At 66.9% G+C, this 14,942-nt stretch carries 13 protein-coding genes and 2 pseudogenes; 8 read left to right on the top strand and 7 right to left on the bottom strand.

The genetic code is table 11. The annotated features are described in order from the left end of the window. Positions 1 to 42: 42 nt before the first annotated feature. The 8 genes and pseudogenes from D3H54_RS08940 (at position 43) to D3H54_RS08905 (ending at position 7,265) form a co-directional block, all read left to right on the top strand. Positions 43 to 1,350 carry an NADH-ubiquinone oxidoreductase-F iron-sulfur binding region domain-containing protein gene (locus D3H54_RS08940; protein ID WP_149378737.1) on the top strand — a complete coding sequence of 436 codons (1,308 nt, stop codon included), beginning with the start codon at positions 43 to 45 and terminating at the stop codon, positions 1,348 to 1,350. 8 nt (positions 1,351 to 1,358) lie between these two features. After that, positions 1,359 to 1,640 (top strand): ferredoxin, encoded by a 282-nt coding sequence (locus tag D3H54_RS08935; RefSeq protein WP_432246581.1) that lies wholly within the window; start codon positions 1,359 to 1,361, stop codon positions 1,638 to 1,640. After that, positions 1,637 to 3,282, top strand: a pseudogene (locus D3H54_RS08930) (thiolase C-terminal domain-containing protein). The gene D3H54_RS08935 and the pseudogene D3H54_RS08930 overlap by 4 nt, the downstream one beginning before the upstream one ends. Continuing rightward, complete coding sequence (locus tag D3H54_RS08925) at positions 3,275 to 4,147, top strand: alpha/beta fold hydrolase (protein ID WP_149378735.1); 873 nt, start codon at positions 3,275 to 3,277, stop codon at positions 4,145 to 4,147. Before D3H54_RS08930 ends, D3H54_RS08925 begins: the two are co-directional and overlap by 8 nt. Beyond that, the gene (locus D3H54_RS08920) at positions 4,147 to 4,965 is read left to right on the top strand and encodes an NAD(P)-dependent oxidoreductase (protein WP_149378734.1); all 819 of its coding nucleotides are present in this window, start codon (positions 4,147 to 4,149) and stop codon (positions 4,963 to 4,965) included. The genes D3H54_RS08925 and D3H54_RS08920 overlap by 1 nt, the downstream gene beginning before the upstream one ends. Then, entirely contained in the window at positions 4,962 to 5,777 is an 816-nt protein-coding gene (locus tag D3H54_RS08915; RefSeq protein WP_149378733.1) for an NAD(P)-dependent oxidoreductase, read from the top strand. The genes D3H54_RS08920 and D3H54_RS08915 overlap by 4 nt, the downstream gene beginning before the upstream one ends. A 97-nt stretch (positions 5,778 to 5,874) precedes the next feature. Next, the gene (locus tag D3H54_RS08910; protein WP_149378732.1) at positions 5,875 to 7,077 is read left to right on the top strand and encodes a cytochrome P450; all 1,203 of its coding nucleotides are present in this window, start codon (positions 5,875 to 5,877) and stop codon (positions 7,075 to 7,077) included. Beyond that, positions 7,074 to 7,265, top strand: coding sequence for a ferredoxin (locus D3H54_RS08905; RefSeq protein ID WP_149378731.1), 192 nt, complete (start codon positions 7,074 to 7,076; stop codon positions 7,263 to 7,265). The genes D3H54_RS08910 and D3H54_RS08905 overlap by 4 nt, the downstream gene beginning before the upstream one ends. Before the next feature lie 14 nt (positions 7,266 to 7,279). Here D3H54_RS08905 and D3H54_RS08900 read toward each other — a convergent pair whose 3' ends face one another. The 7 genes and pseudogenes from D3H54_RS08900 to D3H54_RS08870 form a co-directional block, all read right to left on the bottom strand. Then, positions 7,280 to 7,786, bottom strand: a complete 507-nt coding sequence (locus D3H54_RS08900; protein WP_149378730.1) for a hypothetical protein — start codon at positions 7,784 to 7,786, stop codon at positions 7,280 to 7,282. Next, on the bottom strand, positions 7,783 to 8,424 hold the full coding sequence (locus D3H54_RS08895) for a TetR/AcrR family transcriptional regulator (RefSeq protein WP_149378729.1): 642 nt from the start codon (positions 8,422 to 8,424) through the stop codon (positions 7,783 to 7,785). Before D3H54_RS08895 ends, D3H54_RS08900 begins: the two co-directional genes overlap by 4 nt. Before the next feature lie 183 nt (positions 8,425 to 8,607). Further along, positions 8,608 to 9,756, bottom strand: a complete 1,149-nt coding sequence (locus D3H54_RS08890; protein WP_149378728.1) for an acyl-CoA dehydrogenase family protein — start codon at positions 9,754 to 9,756, stop codon at positions 8,608 to 8,610. An 8-nt stretch (positions 9,757 to 9,764) separates the two neighbouring features. Further along, positions 9,765 to 10,910 carry a thiolase family protein gene (locus D3H54_RS08885; protein ID WP_149378727.1) on the bottom strand — a complete coding sequence of 382 codons (1,146 nt, stop codon included), beginning with the start codon at positions 10,908 to 10,910 and terminating at the stop codon, positions 9,765 to 9,767. Between the two features lie 26 nt (positions 10,911 to 10,936). Then, positions 10,937 to 12,151, bottom strand: coding sequence for a CaiB/BaiF CoA transferase family protein (locus tag D3H54_RS08880; RefSeq protein ID WP_149378726.1), 1,215 nt, complete (start codon positions 12,149 to 12,151; stop codon positions 10,937 to 10,939). A 34-nt stretch (positions 12,152 to 12,185) separates the two neighbouring features. Further along, positions 12,186 to 13,364 carry an acyl-CoA dehydrogenase family protein gene (locus D3H54_RS08875; RefSeq protein ID WP_168214819.1) on the bottom strand — a complete coding sequence of 393 codons (1,179 nt, stop codon included), beginning with the start codon at positions 13,362 to 13,364 and terminating at the stop codon, positions 12,186 to 12,188. A gap of 105 nt (positions 13,365 to 13,469) precedes the next feature. After that, positions 13,470 to 14,824: pseudogene (locus tag D3H54_RS08870) on the bottom strand (amidohydrolase family protein). Positions 14,825 to 14,942 lie beyond the last annotated feature (118 nt).

Genomic DNA, 14,942 nt, shown 5'->3' with positions numbered 1-14,942 from the left:
TAGCGATCTCGCGCCGGGTACCCGAATCAGAAGAGGTGACCGATGAATGCCACCGCACCCGCAGGCACGGCCTTGACCGTCGCCTGTGCACCGGGAATCACTCCCCGGTTGTTGCGACTGCCCGCAACGGTGGAGAGCATGAGCGCGTATGCGTCCATTGGTGGATACTCGCCACTGGACAGCCCCGAGAGTCTGCTCGCCGAAGTGGAAGGCTCGGGCCTCCTCGGCCGAGGCGGCGCCGCCTTCCCGCTGGCGGTCAAACTGCGCACGGTGCGCGCCGCGCACACCCGCGGCCATGAGACCGTGGTACTGGCCAACGGCGAAGAGGGCGAGCCCGCGTCGGTGAAGGACCGCTGGCTGCTGCGCCACCGTCCGCACCTCGTGCTCGACGGCGTGCGGCTGGCCGCCCGCCTGGTCGGCGCCCACCATGCCTACGTCTACGTCTCCGACCTCGACGCGGCCCGCGCCGTCGACGCCGCGCTCAGCGAAGTGGGCTTCGACACGCTTGGCGGACTTCAGATTTCGATCGTCACGGTGGACGCCGGCTATGTGGCCGGTGAGGAAACCGCCGCGGTGCGCGCCGTCAACGGCGGACCGGCCAAGCCGACAGACAAACCGCCACGGCCGTTCCAGCACGGCATCGCAGGACATCCCACTCTGGTGAGCAACGTCGAGACGTTGGCGAACCTGCCGTATCTCCACCGCAATGGCGCCGCGGCCTTCCGGTCGGCCGGTACGGCGGCGTCGCCGGGCACCTTCCTGATGACGATCACCGGCGCCGGACGCCCACCGGCCCTCTACGAGGTGCCCCACGGCATGCCGTTCCGCGATGTGCTTGCCTTACACGGTGTTTCGCCCGACTCGGTGCAGGGCGCCCTGATGGGCGGCTACTTCGCGGGCTTGCTGAACCGCGAGGTGCTTGACACCACCCTGGATCACGAGACGTTCCGCGAGCTCGGATGCGGCCTCGGCTGTGGCGCGGTGGCGATCCTGACCGACGACTGTTCGGTGGCCGTGGCCGCGTCGGTGCTGGCCTACTTCGACCGGGAGAATGCCGGGCAGTGCGGGTCGTGCTTCAACGGCACGGCGGCGATGGCCGCGGCCGCCGGCGCACTGCGCGACGGTGCGGCCACCGCCGAGGACGTCGCCCGCCTGGAGCGCTGGTCAGTCGTGCTGCGCGGCCGGGGTGCCTGCGCCACCCTCGACGGCGCGGCCAATGTGGCGGGCAGCCTGCTCAAGCATTTCCCCGCCGTTGTCGAACATCACCTGGCCGGCGCCTGCGATCCGTGCGGGGCAGGCCGATTCAGCGCCCAGCGTCCCTACGAGGTGGAGGCGGTGACGCAGCCATGAGCGGTGAGATTCGAATTCGGCTGGACCGGACGCTCTGTGACGGTTTCGGCGCCTGCGCCAAGCACGCGCCCAAGCACTTTTCGCTCGACGACTGGGGCTACGCGTCCCTGATCGGGGACGGCAGGGTTGCCGAGGCCGACCGTGACGATGTCCTGCGTGCACTGTTCGACTGCCCGGTGCACGCGATCATCGAGATCAGCGACAACGAGTTCGACGGCGAGACCAGGCCTGCGGACACACCGGCCGAGGAATCACCGGTCTTCGAGGCCCGCTGGGGCTACGCCCAGTGACCCGCGCCCCGCTGCCCCAGATCACCGGCGAGAACGAGTTCTTCTGGACCTCGGGAGCCGACGACACCCTGCGCATCCAGGAGTGCCAGGGTTGCAGCTCGCTGATCCATCCGCCGCAACCCGTGTGCCGGTACTGCGGAAGCCACGACCTCAAGGCCAGGCCGGTCAGTGGCGTGGGCGTGCTGTCGGCGTTCACCGTCAACGAGCGGTTCAGCATCCCGGGCCTGCCGGCACCGTACGTGGTGGCCCAGGTGGCGATCCAGGAGGATCCCCGAGTTCGCTTGACCACCAACATCATCGACGCCGACCCCGCCGATCTGGAACTCGGCCAGCTTGTCGAAGTCGTCTTCGAGCAGAACGACGACGTGTATCTGCCGCTGTTCCGCCCGGTGACGCCCAAACAGATCGCCGAGCAACCGGCCGACGACATCGCCCCGGAGGACTTCGCCAAGCATGTCCGGCCGCCACTGACCACCAGCAAGTTCGAGGATCGGTCGGCGATCACCGGGATCGGCGCATCCCGGCTGGGCCGCCGCCTGATGGTGAACCCGTTGTCGCTGACCGTTGAGGCCTGCGAAGCCGCTGTGGCCGATGCCGGGCTCACGTTCGCCGACATCGACGGATTGTCCACGTATCCCGGCCTCGACATCGCCGGGATGGGCGAAGGCGGCGTGACCGCACTGGAGGGCGCGCTGGGGCTACGCCCCACGTGGATCAACGGCGGGATGGATACCTTCGGGCCGGGTGGGTCGATCATCGCGGCGATGATGGCTGTCGCCACCGGGATGGCCCGGCACGTCTTGTGCTTCCGCACACTGTGGGAGTCGACCTTCCAGGAGCTGCTCAAGCAGGGCAAGATGGCACCGCCCGGCGGGCGCGTACCAGCAGCTGGCAGATGCCGTTCGGCGCGACCTCCGCCGCACACACGTTGGCGCTCAACGCCCAACGGCACTTCGCGCGCTACGGGACCACCCGCGAGACGCTGGGCTGGATCGCGATCAACCAACGGGCCAACGCCGCGCTGAATCCGACCGCGATCTACCGCGACCCGATGACGATGGAGGACTACCTGTCGGCGCGGCCGATCACCACCCCGTTCGGGCTCTACGACTGCGACGTGCCCTGTGACGGCGCGGTCGCCGTGATCGTGTCCGCGGTGGAGGCCGCCCGGGACCTGCCCAAGCCGCCGGTGTTGTTCGAGGCCGTCGGCACCCAGATCGTCGAACGCACCGATTGGGATCAGACAACCCTGACCCACGAGCCGCAGGTGCTGGGCCAGTCGGCGCATCTGTGGACGCGGACCTCGTTGCGTCCCAGTGATGTCGACGTCGCCGAGCTCTATGACGGGTTCACCTTCAACTGCTTGTCGTGGCTGGAGGCGCTCGGCTTCTGCGGCATCGGCGAGGCGAAGGACTTTCTGGACGGGGGCGCCAACATCGCCCGTGACGGTGTGCTTCCGTTGAACACCCACGGCGGCCAGCTCTCTCACGGCCGAACCCACGGCATGGGCCTGATCCACGAGGCGGTCAGCCAGCTGCGCGGCGAGGCCGGTGATCGGCAGGTCGCAGGCGCCCGCGTCGCGGTGGCGAGCAGCGGAGGCCTGACGCCGAGCGGGGTGCTGTTGATGCGAGTCGATGACTAGCGCGCCTACCCGCCGGATGGTTCCGGTCGACGGGATTCCGATGTCGGGCTTGTTCGCCGAGGCGGCGGATCCGCAGGGAGTCATCGTCGCCCTGCACGGCGGGGCGTCCTCGGCGGCATACTTCGACTGCCCCAACCATCCCGAGCTGTCGTTCTTGCGGGCAGCGGCCGCAGCGGGTTTCAGCGCGGTCGCACTCGACCGGCCGGGCTACGGAGCGTCGGCGCCCTACTCCGATTCGATGTGGGAGCCGCAACGCCGGGTCGAGTTGGCCTACGGCGCCGCCGATGCGATGCTCGGCACGCGAGATCGTGGCGGCGGCCTGTTCATCCTGGCGCATTCCAACGGCTGCGAACTCGCGTTGCGGATGGCCGTTGCCGAGCGTGGTCACGACTTGCTGGGCCTCGAACTGGCCGGCACCGGCCTGCGCCAATATCCCGCTGCGAGAGCCATTCTCACGCAGGCGACACCCACCCACCGGCCCGCCGGGCTGCGGGAGTTGATCTGGGCGCCGGAAGAGCTCTACCCCGACGACGTGATCAACGCCGTCGGCTCCGCCGGCGCGCCGCCGCAAGAGGCGGAGATCTCGACGCACTGGGCCGCGCGTGATTTTCGCGCGCTCGCCGGCCATGTCACCGCGCCGGTGCGCTTCACCGCCGCCGAGCATGAACGGGTATGGGACTCGACGCCCGAAGCGCTGGCCGACATCGCCGCACTGTTCGGCTCGTCGGCGCGGGTCCAGATCCACCACCAGGACGGCGCCGGCCACAATCTGAGCTTGGGTGTTGCTGCGGCGCAGTATCACTCGAGTGTTTTGTCGTTCTTCACGCACTGCATCACCGCCGATTCGGACAGAGAGGCCGGCTAATGCGCGTCGGATTCATCGGGCTGGGCAGCCAAGGCGCACCCATGGCACGCCGGATCGTCGAGGGCGGCTACCCGCTCACGCTCTGGGCTCGGCGCGCGGCATCGGTGGACCCCTTCGCCGACACCGCAGCCACGGTCGCGGCATCGCCTCAGGAGCTGGCTGCCAACAGCGATCTGGTGTGCCTGTGTGTGGTCGGCGACGCCGACGTGCTCGAGGTGGCGACCGGCGACGGCGGCGTGCTGTCCGGACTTCGGCCCGGCGGCATCATCGCCGTCCACGCCACCGTGCATCCCGACACCTGCCGTCAGTTGGCCGAGCAGGCCGCAGCTCAGGGGGTCGCCGTCATCGATGCGCCCGTCAGCGGTGGTGGCCCGGCCGCCGAAGAGGGAAAGCTTCTCGTGATGGTCGGCGGTGAGGATGCCGTCGTGGAGAAGGTCCGCCCGGTGTTCGCCACATACGCCGATCCGATTGTGCACCTGGGTGACGTCGGCTCCGGTCAGGTGACCAAACTGCTGAACAACCTGTTGTTCACCGCGAACATCGCGACCGCCAAGACCGCACTGGATCTCGGTGCGGCGCTGGGTATCACGCCCGAGAACCTGTCGGAGGTGATCACCCGGGGGTCGGCCAACAGTTTCGCGCTGGGCAGCGTGGCCCGCTTCGGCGGCAATCTCGACATCCTCAAGCAGGTCGCCGCGGGGCTGCTGCACAAGGATGTCAGCCTGATCGCGGGCATCGCCGACAAGGCGGGCGCCCAGCCCGGTGCGGTGCTGGACGCCGCCGACGCCGCACTGAGGTTGATGGACAATCCACGGTGAAAGTGGGCTTCATCGGTGCGGGCCGGATGGGTGCACCCATGGTTCGACGGCTGGCCGGCGCCGGCCACGACGTCACAGCGCTCGGCAGGACCCCCGAAAAGCTCACCGCCGTCGTCGAATTGGGTGCCAGTCCCGTCGAGACTCCGACCGAAGTGGCCCGCGACGCCGAGGCGGTGATTCTCTGTGTCTTCACCGACGAGCAGGTGCGCCAGATCGTCCTGGCCGACGACCTGCTGGGTGCGATGCGTCCGGGCTCGGTGCTGATCCTGCACACCACGGGCAACCCGCGCACCGCCGAGGCGGTCGCCGCGCAGGCGGACGAATTCGGCATCGGCGTGCTCGACGCACCGGTGAGCGGCGGACCGCATGACATCGCTGCCGGAAGGGTGACGGTATTCGTCGGCGGCGACGACGACGCGGTGCGGCGGGCGCGACCGGTGCTGTCCAGCTATGCCGACCCGGTGCTGCACGTCGGACCGACGGGGTTCGGTCAGCGGGTCAAGTTGATCAACAACGCGCTGTTCGCCGCGCAGATCGGCATCGTGTCGGAGGCGGTCGGGCTGGCCCGTCGCCTCGGTGTCGACGAGGCCACTCTGCTCGGCGCGCTCCCCCATGGCAGCGGCGCCAGCCGGGCTCTGGATTCGATCGCCAGGGTCGGCTCAGCGAGCGGATTCATTGCTGCTGTCGGCGAATTCATCGGCAAGGACGTCGCCGTCGTCCGCGCGACCGCCGCCGATCTGGGGACCGACCTCGGACTGCTCGGGGGCGCCGTCGACGCCGGCCTGCCGAGTGCGAAAGGTGAGGGGAATTAGCCATTTTCCGCTCTCCCGTCGACCCCACTGTTAGCGTTACACTCAACCAACCTTCCGTAACGCTCATAGCCCAGCACTCGCCTCGGAGGAGAACGCAATGACTCAGGCTGAACTCGTCTTCGATCCGTTCTCGCAGGAGTACTTCAACAACCCCTTCGACATCTACGAGCGCATGCGCGCCGAGGCCCCGTTGTATTACGACGCCAAAGAGGACTTCTACGCCATCTCCCGGCACGAGGATGTCGCGGCGGCGCTGAAGGACCATGAGAGCTTCTCGTCGACCCGCGGCTGCGATCTGGCCATGGTGAAGGCGGACGAGCCGCCGCAGAAGTCGATCATCTTCATGGACCCGCCCGAGCATCGGCACATGCGCAGTCTGCTGAACAAGGCCTTCACCCCCCGCGCGGTCCAGTCGCAGCGTGACGTGGTCATCGAACTGGCGGACAAGTATCTGGCCGCGGCCGACCCGGACAACTTCGACGTGGTCCAGGATTTCTCCGGGCCGTTCCCGGTCGAGGTCATCACCCGGATGGCCGGCGTGCCCGAGGAATACCGGCAGCAGGTTCGGCACTGGATCGACACCAGCCTCAGTCGTGAGCCGGGGCAGATGGGGACCAGTGAGGCCGGCATGCAGGCCAATATCGAGACCGCGATGTACTACTACGGCCTGGTGCAGGAGCGGCGCGAGAACCCGCAGGACGACATGATCAGCCGCCTGATCGCCGCCGAGATCCCCGATGACGACGGTCACATGCGCCGATTGGATGACATCGAAATCTGCGGTTTTGCAACGCTTCTCGGTGGTGCGGGTGCCGAGACCGTGACCAAGCTGATGGGGACCGCCGCGGTCAACTTCGCCCGCTTCCCCGACCAGTGGCGCAAGCTGCTCGACGACCGGGACAAGATTCCCGCGGCAGTGGAGGAGCTCCTGCGCTACGAGGGACCGGTGCAGTACAACGTCCGGTACACCCTCAAGGACACCGAAGTGCCCAGCGGCAAGATCCCAGCAGGCAAGCCGGTGTTCCTCCTGCTGGCGTCGGCCAACCGGGACTCGCACGCCTTCACCGATGCCGACGCCTTCGACATCGATCGCGACCGCACCGAGGCGCAGAACCTCGGCCTGGGTTACGGCATCCACAGCTGCCTTGGCGCCGCCCTGGCCCGCATGGAAAGTGCGCTCGCGCTGGAGAAGCTGCTCGACTTCATGCCGCGCTACGAAGTCCAGTGGGATGGGCTGCGCCGGGTGCAGATGCAGAATGTGGCGGGTTACTCCCACGTCCCGGTGAAGGTGCTGCGATGAAGATTGAAGTGGACTTCGGCCTGTGTGAGGCCAATGCGATCTGTATGGGGATCATCCCGGAGGTGTTCCAGGTCGACGACCAGGATTACCTGCACGTCCTCAACGACGAGGTGACCCCGGAGAACGAGGCACAGATTCGCGACGCGGTGCGTCAGTGCCCCCGGCAGGCCATCTCCATCACGGAGTAGATTTCCGCCCCGCCTCAGCCGGCCGGGACCAGGTCGGCGCCGATCGGCGGGCAGCTCATGGCGCCGCTTCGGAAGGTCTCGGTCGCCGCGACCGATACGTCGTCGACGTCCGCCGCGGCCAGTGCCTGTGCTTTGAACACCCGCGCCGCCGAGCTCAGGCGGTGCTCGACGCAGTCGATGTCACGGTCGAGATCACTCGACTGCGCCTCGCCCCACAATGCCACCTCGGTCATGCCGTAATCGAGCGCACGCAGCACGCCCTCGCGGACCCGGGCGTCGGTATCGAGGAGATCGGCGGCCACCGCCAGCGCCTGCGGGTGTGGCTGATCGTCACCGGCCGCGATCATCGATTCGAAGTCGGAGGTCTGGGCGCCCAGGATCGTCAGCGGGCGGGTGTCGCCGGGCTGCGCGAGCAGGACGTTGACATCCCAGCCCGCCATCACGCGGTCGAAGATCCAGCCGCCGGCGTGCCGCACCGCCTCGGCGACGCTGGGAGCGACGATGTCGAGCCGGTATCTCATGATCCGGCGGGCGCCATCAGCTGGCTCGCCAGCGACCTGGAGTACTCCCGGAACACATCGATCAGCGGTATCGACGGGTCGAGCAGCCATGAGGTCTCCATTCCGTTCACAAATGCCAGGATTTCCACGGCCTTCTGGGCCGGGTTCACGTCTGATCGGTATCGGCCCTCGGCCTGACCGCTGCGGATCCGGTCGGCGATGATGCCGACCGCCTGCCGGTAGCGATCCACCAGCCGGTCGTGCAGCGGGGCGTCGGGTGCGATGTTCTCCACCATCAGCACCGCGAAGGTGCCGACGAGCTGGGGTGACCGGTCGAACCGGTCGGCGGCATTGGCGATGCCCTCGACCAGGTCGCCGGTCAGGTAGTCGGCATGTTCGCTGTCGTCGGCGTCCCGGGCGTCGAGCACCGCGTGGAGCAGCTGCTCCTTGGACTCGAAGTGATGCAACAGCCCCGCGGCGGTGACACCAGCCTCCTTCGCGATCTGCGCAAGGGTGGTGTTGCGCCAGCCGTTGCGGGCCAGGAGCCGCTGCGCGACGTCGAGAATGCGCTGCTTACGGTCCTCCCCTTTGGCCAGGAGGGTGGCGTAGGGACGGCGAAGATCGCTCGTGCGGAGAGCCGAGGACTCTGGTGCCGTCATCACACTCCCTTCGCCCGGACCAACCTAGTGAACACACAGTAGGTTGGTTTGGCGGGTGTGACAAGGGTCTCAGCGGAAGAATTTTGTGGTCAGCGGACCGCTTAGCCCGAGACCGACGTCAGGGCTGTGAATCGGCGTCGTCAGCAGCCATGACGTCGCTCTCGCGACGATCGAGCGGGGCGACTACAGCCCCAATGACTTGGCGATGATCACCTTCATCACCTCGCTGGTCCCGGCGTAGATCCGGGCCACTCGCGCATCGGTATAGAGCCGGGCGATCGGATACTCCATCATGTAGCCGTATCCGCCGAACAGTTGCAGGCAGCGGTCGATCACCCGCTGCTGCATCTCGGTGCAGAACAGCTTGACCCGGGCGGCATCGGCGCCGCCGAGCTCGCCCTCGACGTGCAGGGCCACCGCCCGGTCGAGCATGGCCTGGGCCGCCTCGACCTCCGTCGAGCAGGCCGCCAGCTCGAACTTGGTGTTCTGAAACGAGGCGACGGGCGTGCCGAAAGCCTTGCGGCTCTGGGTGTATTCGATCGCTGCGGCGATCGCCGAGCGGGCTTGGGCCACCGAGCCCACCGCCACGGTGAGCCGCTCCTGGGCCAGGTTGTGCCCGAGGTAGCTGAAGGCCTGCCCCTCCTCCCCCAGCACGTTGGCCGCAGGCACCCGGACGTCGACGAATGACAGCTCGGCGGTGTCCTGGACCTTGCAGCCCATCTTCTCGAGTTCGCGTCCGCGGGTGAAGCCCGCCATCCCGTCCTCGACGACCAGCAGCGTCAGCCCGGCGCGACGATTGTCCGGGTCGGTGGACGTCCGCGCCACGACGACCACCAGATCGGCTTGCATGCCGCCGGTGATGAAAGTCTTTGCGCCGTTGACGATGTAGTGGTCGCCATCTCGTACCGCCGTCGTGCGCACGCCGGCCAGGTCCGACCCGGTGCCCGGTTCGGTCATCGCGACCGCGGTGAGCAGCGTTCCGGCCGCCAGCCCGGGAAACCAGCGGGCCCGTTGCTCGTCGTTCGCGTAGTGCAGGAAGTACGGCAGGATCACCTCGAGCTGGGTGCGGACCGTCGACAACGTGACCAGTGCGCGGGCTGCTTCTTCCTGCAGGACCACGTTGTAGCGGTAGTCGTCCTGACCGCCGCCGCCGTACTCCTCGGGCAGCGTGACACCCATGATCCCGGTCTCCCCGAGCTTCGCGAACGTCTCGCGCGGCATCCGGCCCGCCTTCTCCCACTGCGGGTAGGCGGGCACGACTTCCTTCTCGATGAAGTCCCGAGCGAGTTCGCGAAACGCCTCGTGGTCGGCGGTGAACAGGTCGCGGCGCATCAAGCCCCTCAGCCGATCAGTTCGACGACGGTGGCGTTCGCGGTGCCGCCGCCCTCACACATCGTCTGCAGGCCGTAGCGAATTCCGTTGTCGCGCATGTGGTACAGCATGCGCGTCATCAGCACCGCGCCGGAGCCGCCCAGCGGGTGACCCAGCGCGATCGCGCCGCCGAGGGGGTTCAGCCGCTCGGCCTTGGCGCCGGTGTCGGCCTGCCACGCCAGCGGCACCGGCGCGAACGCCTCGTTGACCTCGTACACCCCGATGTCGTCGATGCTCAGGCCGGTCTTGCCCAGCACCTTCTCCGTCGCGGGAATCGGACCGGTCAGCATCATCACCGGGTTGGCGCCGGCGACTGCCCCGGCGACATAGCGCGCCAGCGGTGTCCAGCCCTGTGCGGCAGCATATTCCGCGCTGGTGACCAGCAGAGCGGCCGCGCCGTCCGAGATCTGCGACGAGTTGCCGGCGTGGATGACGCCGTCCTCGGTGAACGCCGGTTTGAGCCCGGCCAGTTTCTCGACGGTGGTCCCCCGGCGGATGCCTTCGTCGGCGCTCACCACGCATGAGTCGGTGGCCACCGGGACGATCTGGTCGTCGAAGGCCCCGCGATCCTGTGCCGCAGCGGCCAGTTCGTGGCTGCGCGCCGAGAACTCGTCGAGGTCGGTCCGGGAGAGTCCCCACTTCTGCGCGATCATCTCCGCGGAAATGCCTTGGTTGAACGAGAAGTCGTCATAACGCTCGAGCACCTTGGGGCCATACGGCATGCCGGTGGCACGTGCCGAGCCGAGCGGAACACGGCTCATCACCTCGACACCGCCGGCGACCACCACGTCCTGCTGGCCGGACATCACCGCCTGCGCGGCGAAATCCAGTGCCTGCTGACTGGATCCGCAGGCCCGGTTGACCGTCGTGCCCGGAATGGATTCCGGCCAGCCGGCGGCCAGAACCGAGAACCGGCCGATATTGCTCGACTGGTCACCGACCTGGGACACGCAACCCCACACCACGTCATCGACCGTCGCCGGGTCCAGGCCGATGCGTTCGGCGAGTGCGTTCAGCACCACCCCCGACAGGTCGGCGGCATGCATGCCGGACAGCCCGCCGTTTCGCTTACCGACCGGGGTGCGGACCGCCTCGACGATCACCGTTTCCCGCATGGCTTCTCCTTAGTTCTGGCGCTTGTTCATGCGACGGCACCCTGCTCCCGCAGTCTGCCGATGTCGTTGTCCGACAGGCCCAATTCGGCCAGCAACGCGTCGGTGTGCTCACCGAGGCCGGGTACCGGACCCATCGGCTGCTCGTAGTCTTCGATGATCGGCGGCGGCAGGATGGCCTCGATCGGACCGGCGGTGGTCTGCACCGTCCGCCAGCGGTCACGATCGGACAACTGCGGGTGCGCGAGCACCTCGCTGGGCAGATTGTAGCGGGCATTGCCGATCCCAGCCGCGTCAGCAGTCTTCTGGATGTGCGCGAGATCATGCTGCGCACACCAGTTTTGGATGGCCGAGTTGAGTTCGTCGCGGTGAGCGCACCGATCGGAGTTGCTGGCGTACCGCGGGTCGTCGGCCAAGTCGGGACGGTCGATGATCTCGCGTGCCAACCGTTGCCATTCCCGGTCGTTGGTGGTGCCCAGCACCACCGTCTGATTGTCGGCGGTATCGAAGGAACCGTACGGCGCGACGGCCGGGGAGTTCATTCCCAGCGGCTCCTGGTCGATTCCGGAATGCTGGGCGTAGGTCAGCGGATACCCCATCAGGTCCATCATCGTGTCGAACAGGCTCACGCTGACGGCCGCGCCTGGACGCGTCCGCTTATCCCGCGAGATCAGCAGGGCCATGATCGACAACGCCGAGTACAGCCCGGTGGAGATGTCGGCGATCGGCGGTCCGGGCTTGGCCGGTTTCCCGGGATAGCCGGTCACCGCGCACGATCCGGACTCCGACTGCGCCAGCAGGTCGTAGGCGCGCTTGTTCGACAGCGGGCCGCCCGCGCCGTATCCGTCGATCTCGACGGCGATCACATCAGGGTGGCGTTCTCGCAACTGGTCGGGTGAGATGCCCAGCCGGGCGGTGGAACCCGGCGCGAGATTGGACACCAACGCATCGGCGCGGTCAAGCAACTGGTGCAGGATCTCCAGACCCTCGGCCGATTTGAGGTCCAGCGCAATCGATTCCTTGTTGCGGTTGGCCCAAACAAAGTGAGCCGCAAGACCGCCCGGGCCGTTGACGACATCGTCGTAGTGCCGGGCGAAGTCCCCACCCGCCGGATTCTCCACCTTGATGACGCGGGCACCGAAGTCGGCCAGGACGCGCGTGCACATCGGCGCCGCCACCGCCTGCTCCAACGCCACGACAGTGATACCGGCCAGCGGGGCTGCCGGTCCTTGCGCAGAAGTCATCAGATCACCATACGGTCGGCCGGATCGCCGGCTGCTAGTAGCTCTTGGGCAGACCGAGCACGTTGGCGCCGAGGAAGTTGAGGATCATCTCCTGGCTGACGGGCGCGATCTTCATCAGGCGCGCCTCCCGGAAGAACCGGGAGATGTGGTACTCCTCGGAATAGCCCATGCCGCCGTGGGTCTGCAGCGCGCGGTCGGCCGCTGCGAAACCCGCATCCGCACACAGGTACTTGGCCATGTTGGCTTCGCGGCCGCACGACTTTCCGTTGTCGTAGAGCCAGGTCGCCTTGCGCAGGATCAACTCGGCCGCGTCGAGACGCGCCAGCGAGTCGGCCAACGGGAACTGGATGCCCTGATTCATCCCGATCGGCCGGTCGAACACCACACGCTCGTTGGCGTACTTCACCGCACGGTCCAGCGCCACCCGGCCGATGCCCAGCGCCTCGGCGGCGATGAGCATCCGCTCCGGGTTCAGCCCGTGCAGGATGTAGGAGAAGCCTTTACCCTCTTCGCCGATCCGGTCGGCGACCGGGACCCGCAGGTCGTCGATGAACACCTCGTTGGAGCTGACCGCGTTGCGGCCCATCTTCTTGATGGGCCGGATGTCGACGTGGTCACGATCGATGTCGGTGAGGAACAGCGTGAGGCCGTCGGTGGGCTTGCCCCCGCGTTTCTCCGCGTCCTCGCGGCTCTCGGTGCGGGTCAGCAGCAGGATCTTCTCGGATTCCAGCGCCTTGGAGATCCACACCTTGCGGCCGTTGACGACATAACTGTCACCGTCGCGCTTGGCGAATGTCGTGATACGCGAAGTATCAAGTCCGGCACCGGGTTCGGTGACGCCGAAGCATACGTGCAGGTCGCCGTTGACGATCCGCGGCAGGGTCGCAGCCTTCATCTCGTCGGAGCCGAATACCACCACCGGCTGCATTCCGAAGATCGACATGTGGATGGAGCTCGCCGCGTTCATGCCGCCACCGGAACGAGCGACCTCTTCGGCCAGGATCGTCGCCTCGGTGATACCAAGCCCGTGGCCGCCGTACTCCTCGGGGATCGTCATACCGAGCCAGCCACCACCGGCGATCGCGTCGTAGAACTCCGAAGGAAACTCGTGCTGCTGGTCCTTCTCCATCCAGTAGTGGTCATCGAAGCGTGATGCCAGCTCCCGCACCGACTTACGGATCAGCTCCTGATCCTCGGTCAATTCGAAGCTCATACCTGAAGACACACCCACACTCCTCTACTCGATGTCGCACGCAGACCGGTGCGCCGGCGCGATCTCCCGCTTTGCGCACCGGCGCCCTGTCGCCCACGGACCTTGTCAGTCCTTGTTGCCGGACAGCTCCTTGGCGTTCGCCGCGAAGTCGGCGAAGTTGGCGCCGGTCTTCTCCTTCTTCGACAACGCCTGGATGGAGACATCGTGACCTTCGGCAGCCTTGCGCAGCGCGCCGATCGTGGCCTGTTCCTTGGCGATATGCGTGAACGGATCCCAGTGGTACCAGCGCATGGCGTTCTGGTAGGTCATCTTGTTGATCTCGTCGTCGGGCACATTGTGTTCACGAAGGACGTCGTCGAGTTGCTCGGGGCACCGGGCCACATCGAGTCGAGTGTGGGTAATCGGCTTCCAGCAGATGTTGTCGATGGGGCACCGGGCCACATCGAGTCCGAGTGTGGGTAATCGGCTTCCCAGCAGATGTTGTCGATGCCGACGTCGTTACGCAGTTGCACCCCGACGTGATCGGAGATGAAGCAGGTCAGGAAGTGCTCGCGGAACACCTCTGAGGGCTTCTTGCCTTTGAAGTCCTGTCCGGTCCAGGTGGAGTGCATCTCGTAGGTGCGGTCGGCGCGCTCCAGGAAATACGGGATCCAGCCGGTGCCGCCCTCGCTCAGGGCGATCTTGAGGTCGGGGTATTCCTTGACCGGTCGCGACCACAGCAGGTCGGCGGCGGCTTGGACGATGTTCATCGGCTGCAGGGTGATCATCACGTCCATCGGGGCGTCGGGGGCGGTGATGGCGAGGCGTCCCGAGGAGCCGATGTGCACGTTGAGCACGGTGTCGGTGTCGACCAGGGCATCCCACATCGGCTTCCAGTGCTCGAAGTCGTGGAAACTGGGATAGCCCATGGCCGCGGGGTTTTCGGTGAACGTCAGCGAGTGCACCCCGCGGGCGGCGTTGCGGCGGATCTCCGCGGCACAGGCGACCGGGTCCCAGATCACCGGCAGCGTCATCGGGATGAACCGCGCCGGATACGCCCCGCACCATTCCTCGACATGCCAGTCGTTGTAGGCCTGCACCAGCGCCAGCGAGAATTCGGCGTCCTCGGTCGCGAACAACCGGCCCGCGAAGCCGGGGAACGACGGGAAACACATCGAGCCGAGGATGCCCCCGGCGTTCATGTCCTTGACCCGCTCATCAACGTTGTAACAGCCCGGGCGGATCTCATCGAGCCCTTGGGGCTCCAGGCCGTACTCCTCCTTCGGCCGCCCCGCCACCGCATTGAGCGCAACGTTGGGGATCGTGATGTCGCGGAAGCGCCACATGTCCGAGCCGTCGGGGTTGTGCACCAACCGGGGAGCGTCGTCGGCATATTTCTTCGGCAGATGATTGGCGAACATGTCGGGCGGTTCCACAATGTGGTCGTCGACGCTGATCAGGATCATGTCCTCTTTGCGCATACCGGCTCCTTCAGTCGCTGACCTCTCTAATGAAAACTAGCTTCTCATTCCGCGAGAATCAACATCCGGTAATCGGCTTACCGGTGCGTGCGGCCCGTAGGCTGACCTTCCGACACGC

Source organism: Mycobacterium sp. ELW1 (assembly GCF_008329905.1).
In the GTDB taxonomy this organism is placed as follows: domain Bacteria; phylum Actinomycetota; class Actinomycetes; order Mycobacteriales; family Mycobacteriaceae; genus Mycobacterium.
Note: the sequence above shows the minus strand (reverse complement) of the source record. Positions and strands in the feature narration are given on the sequence as shown.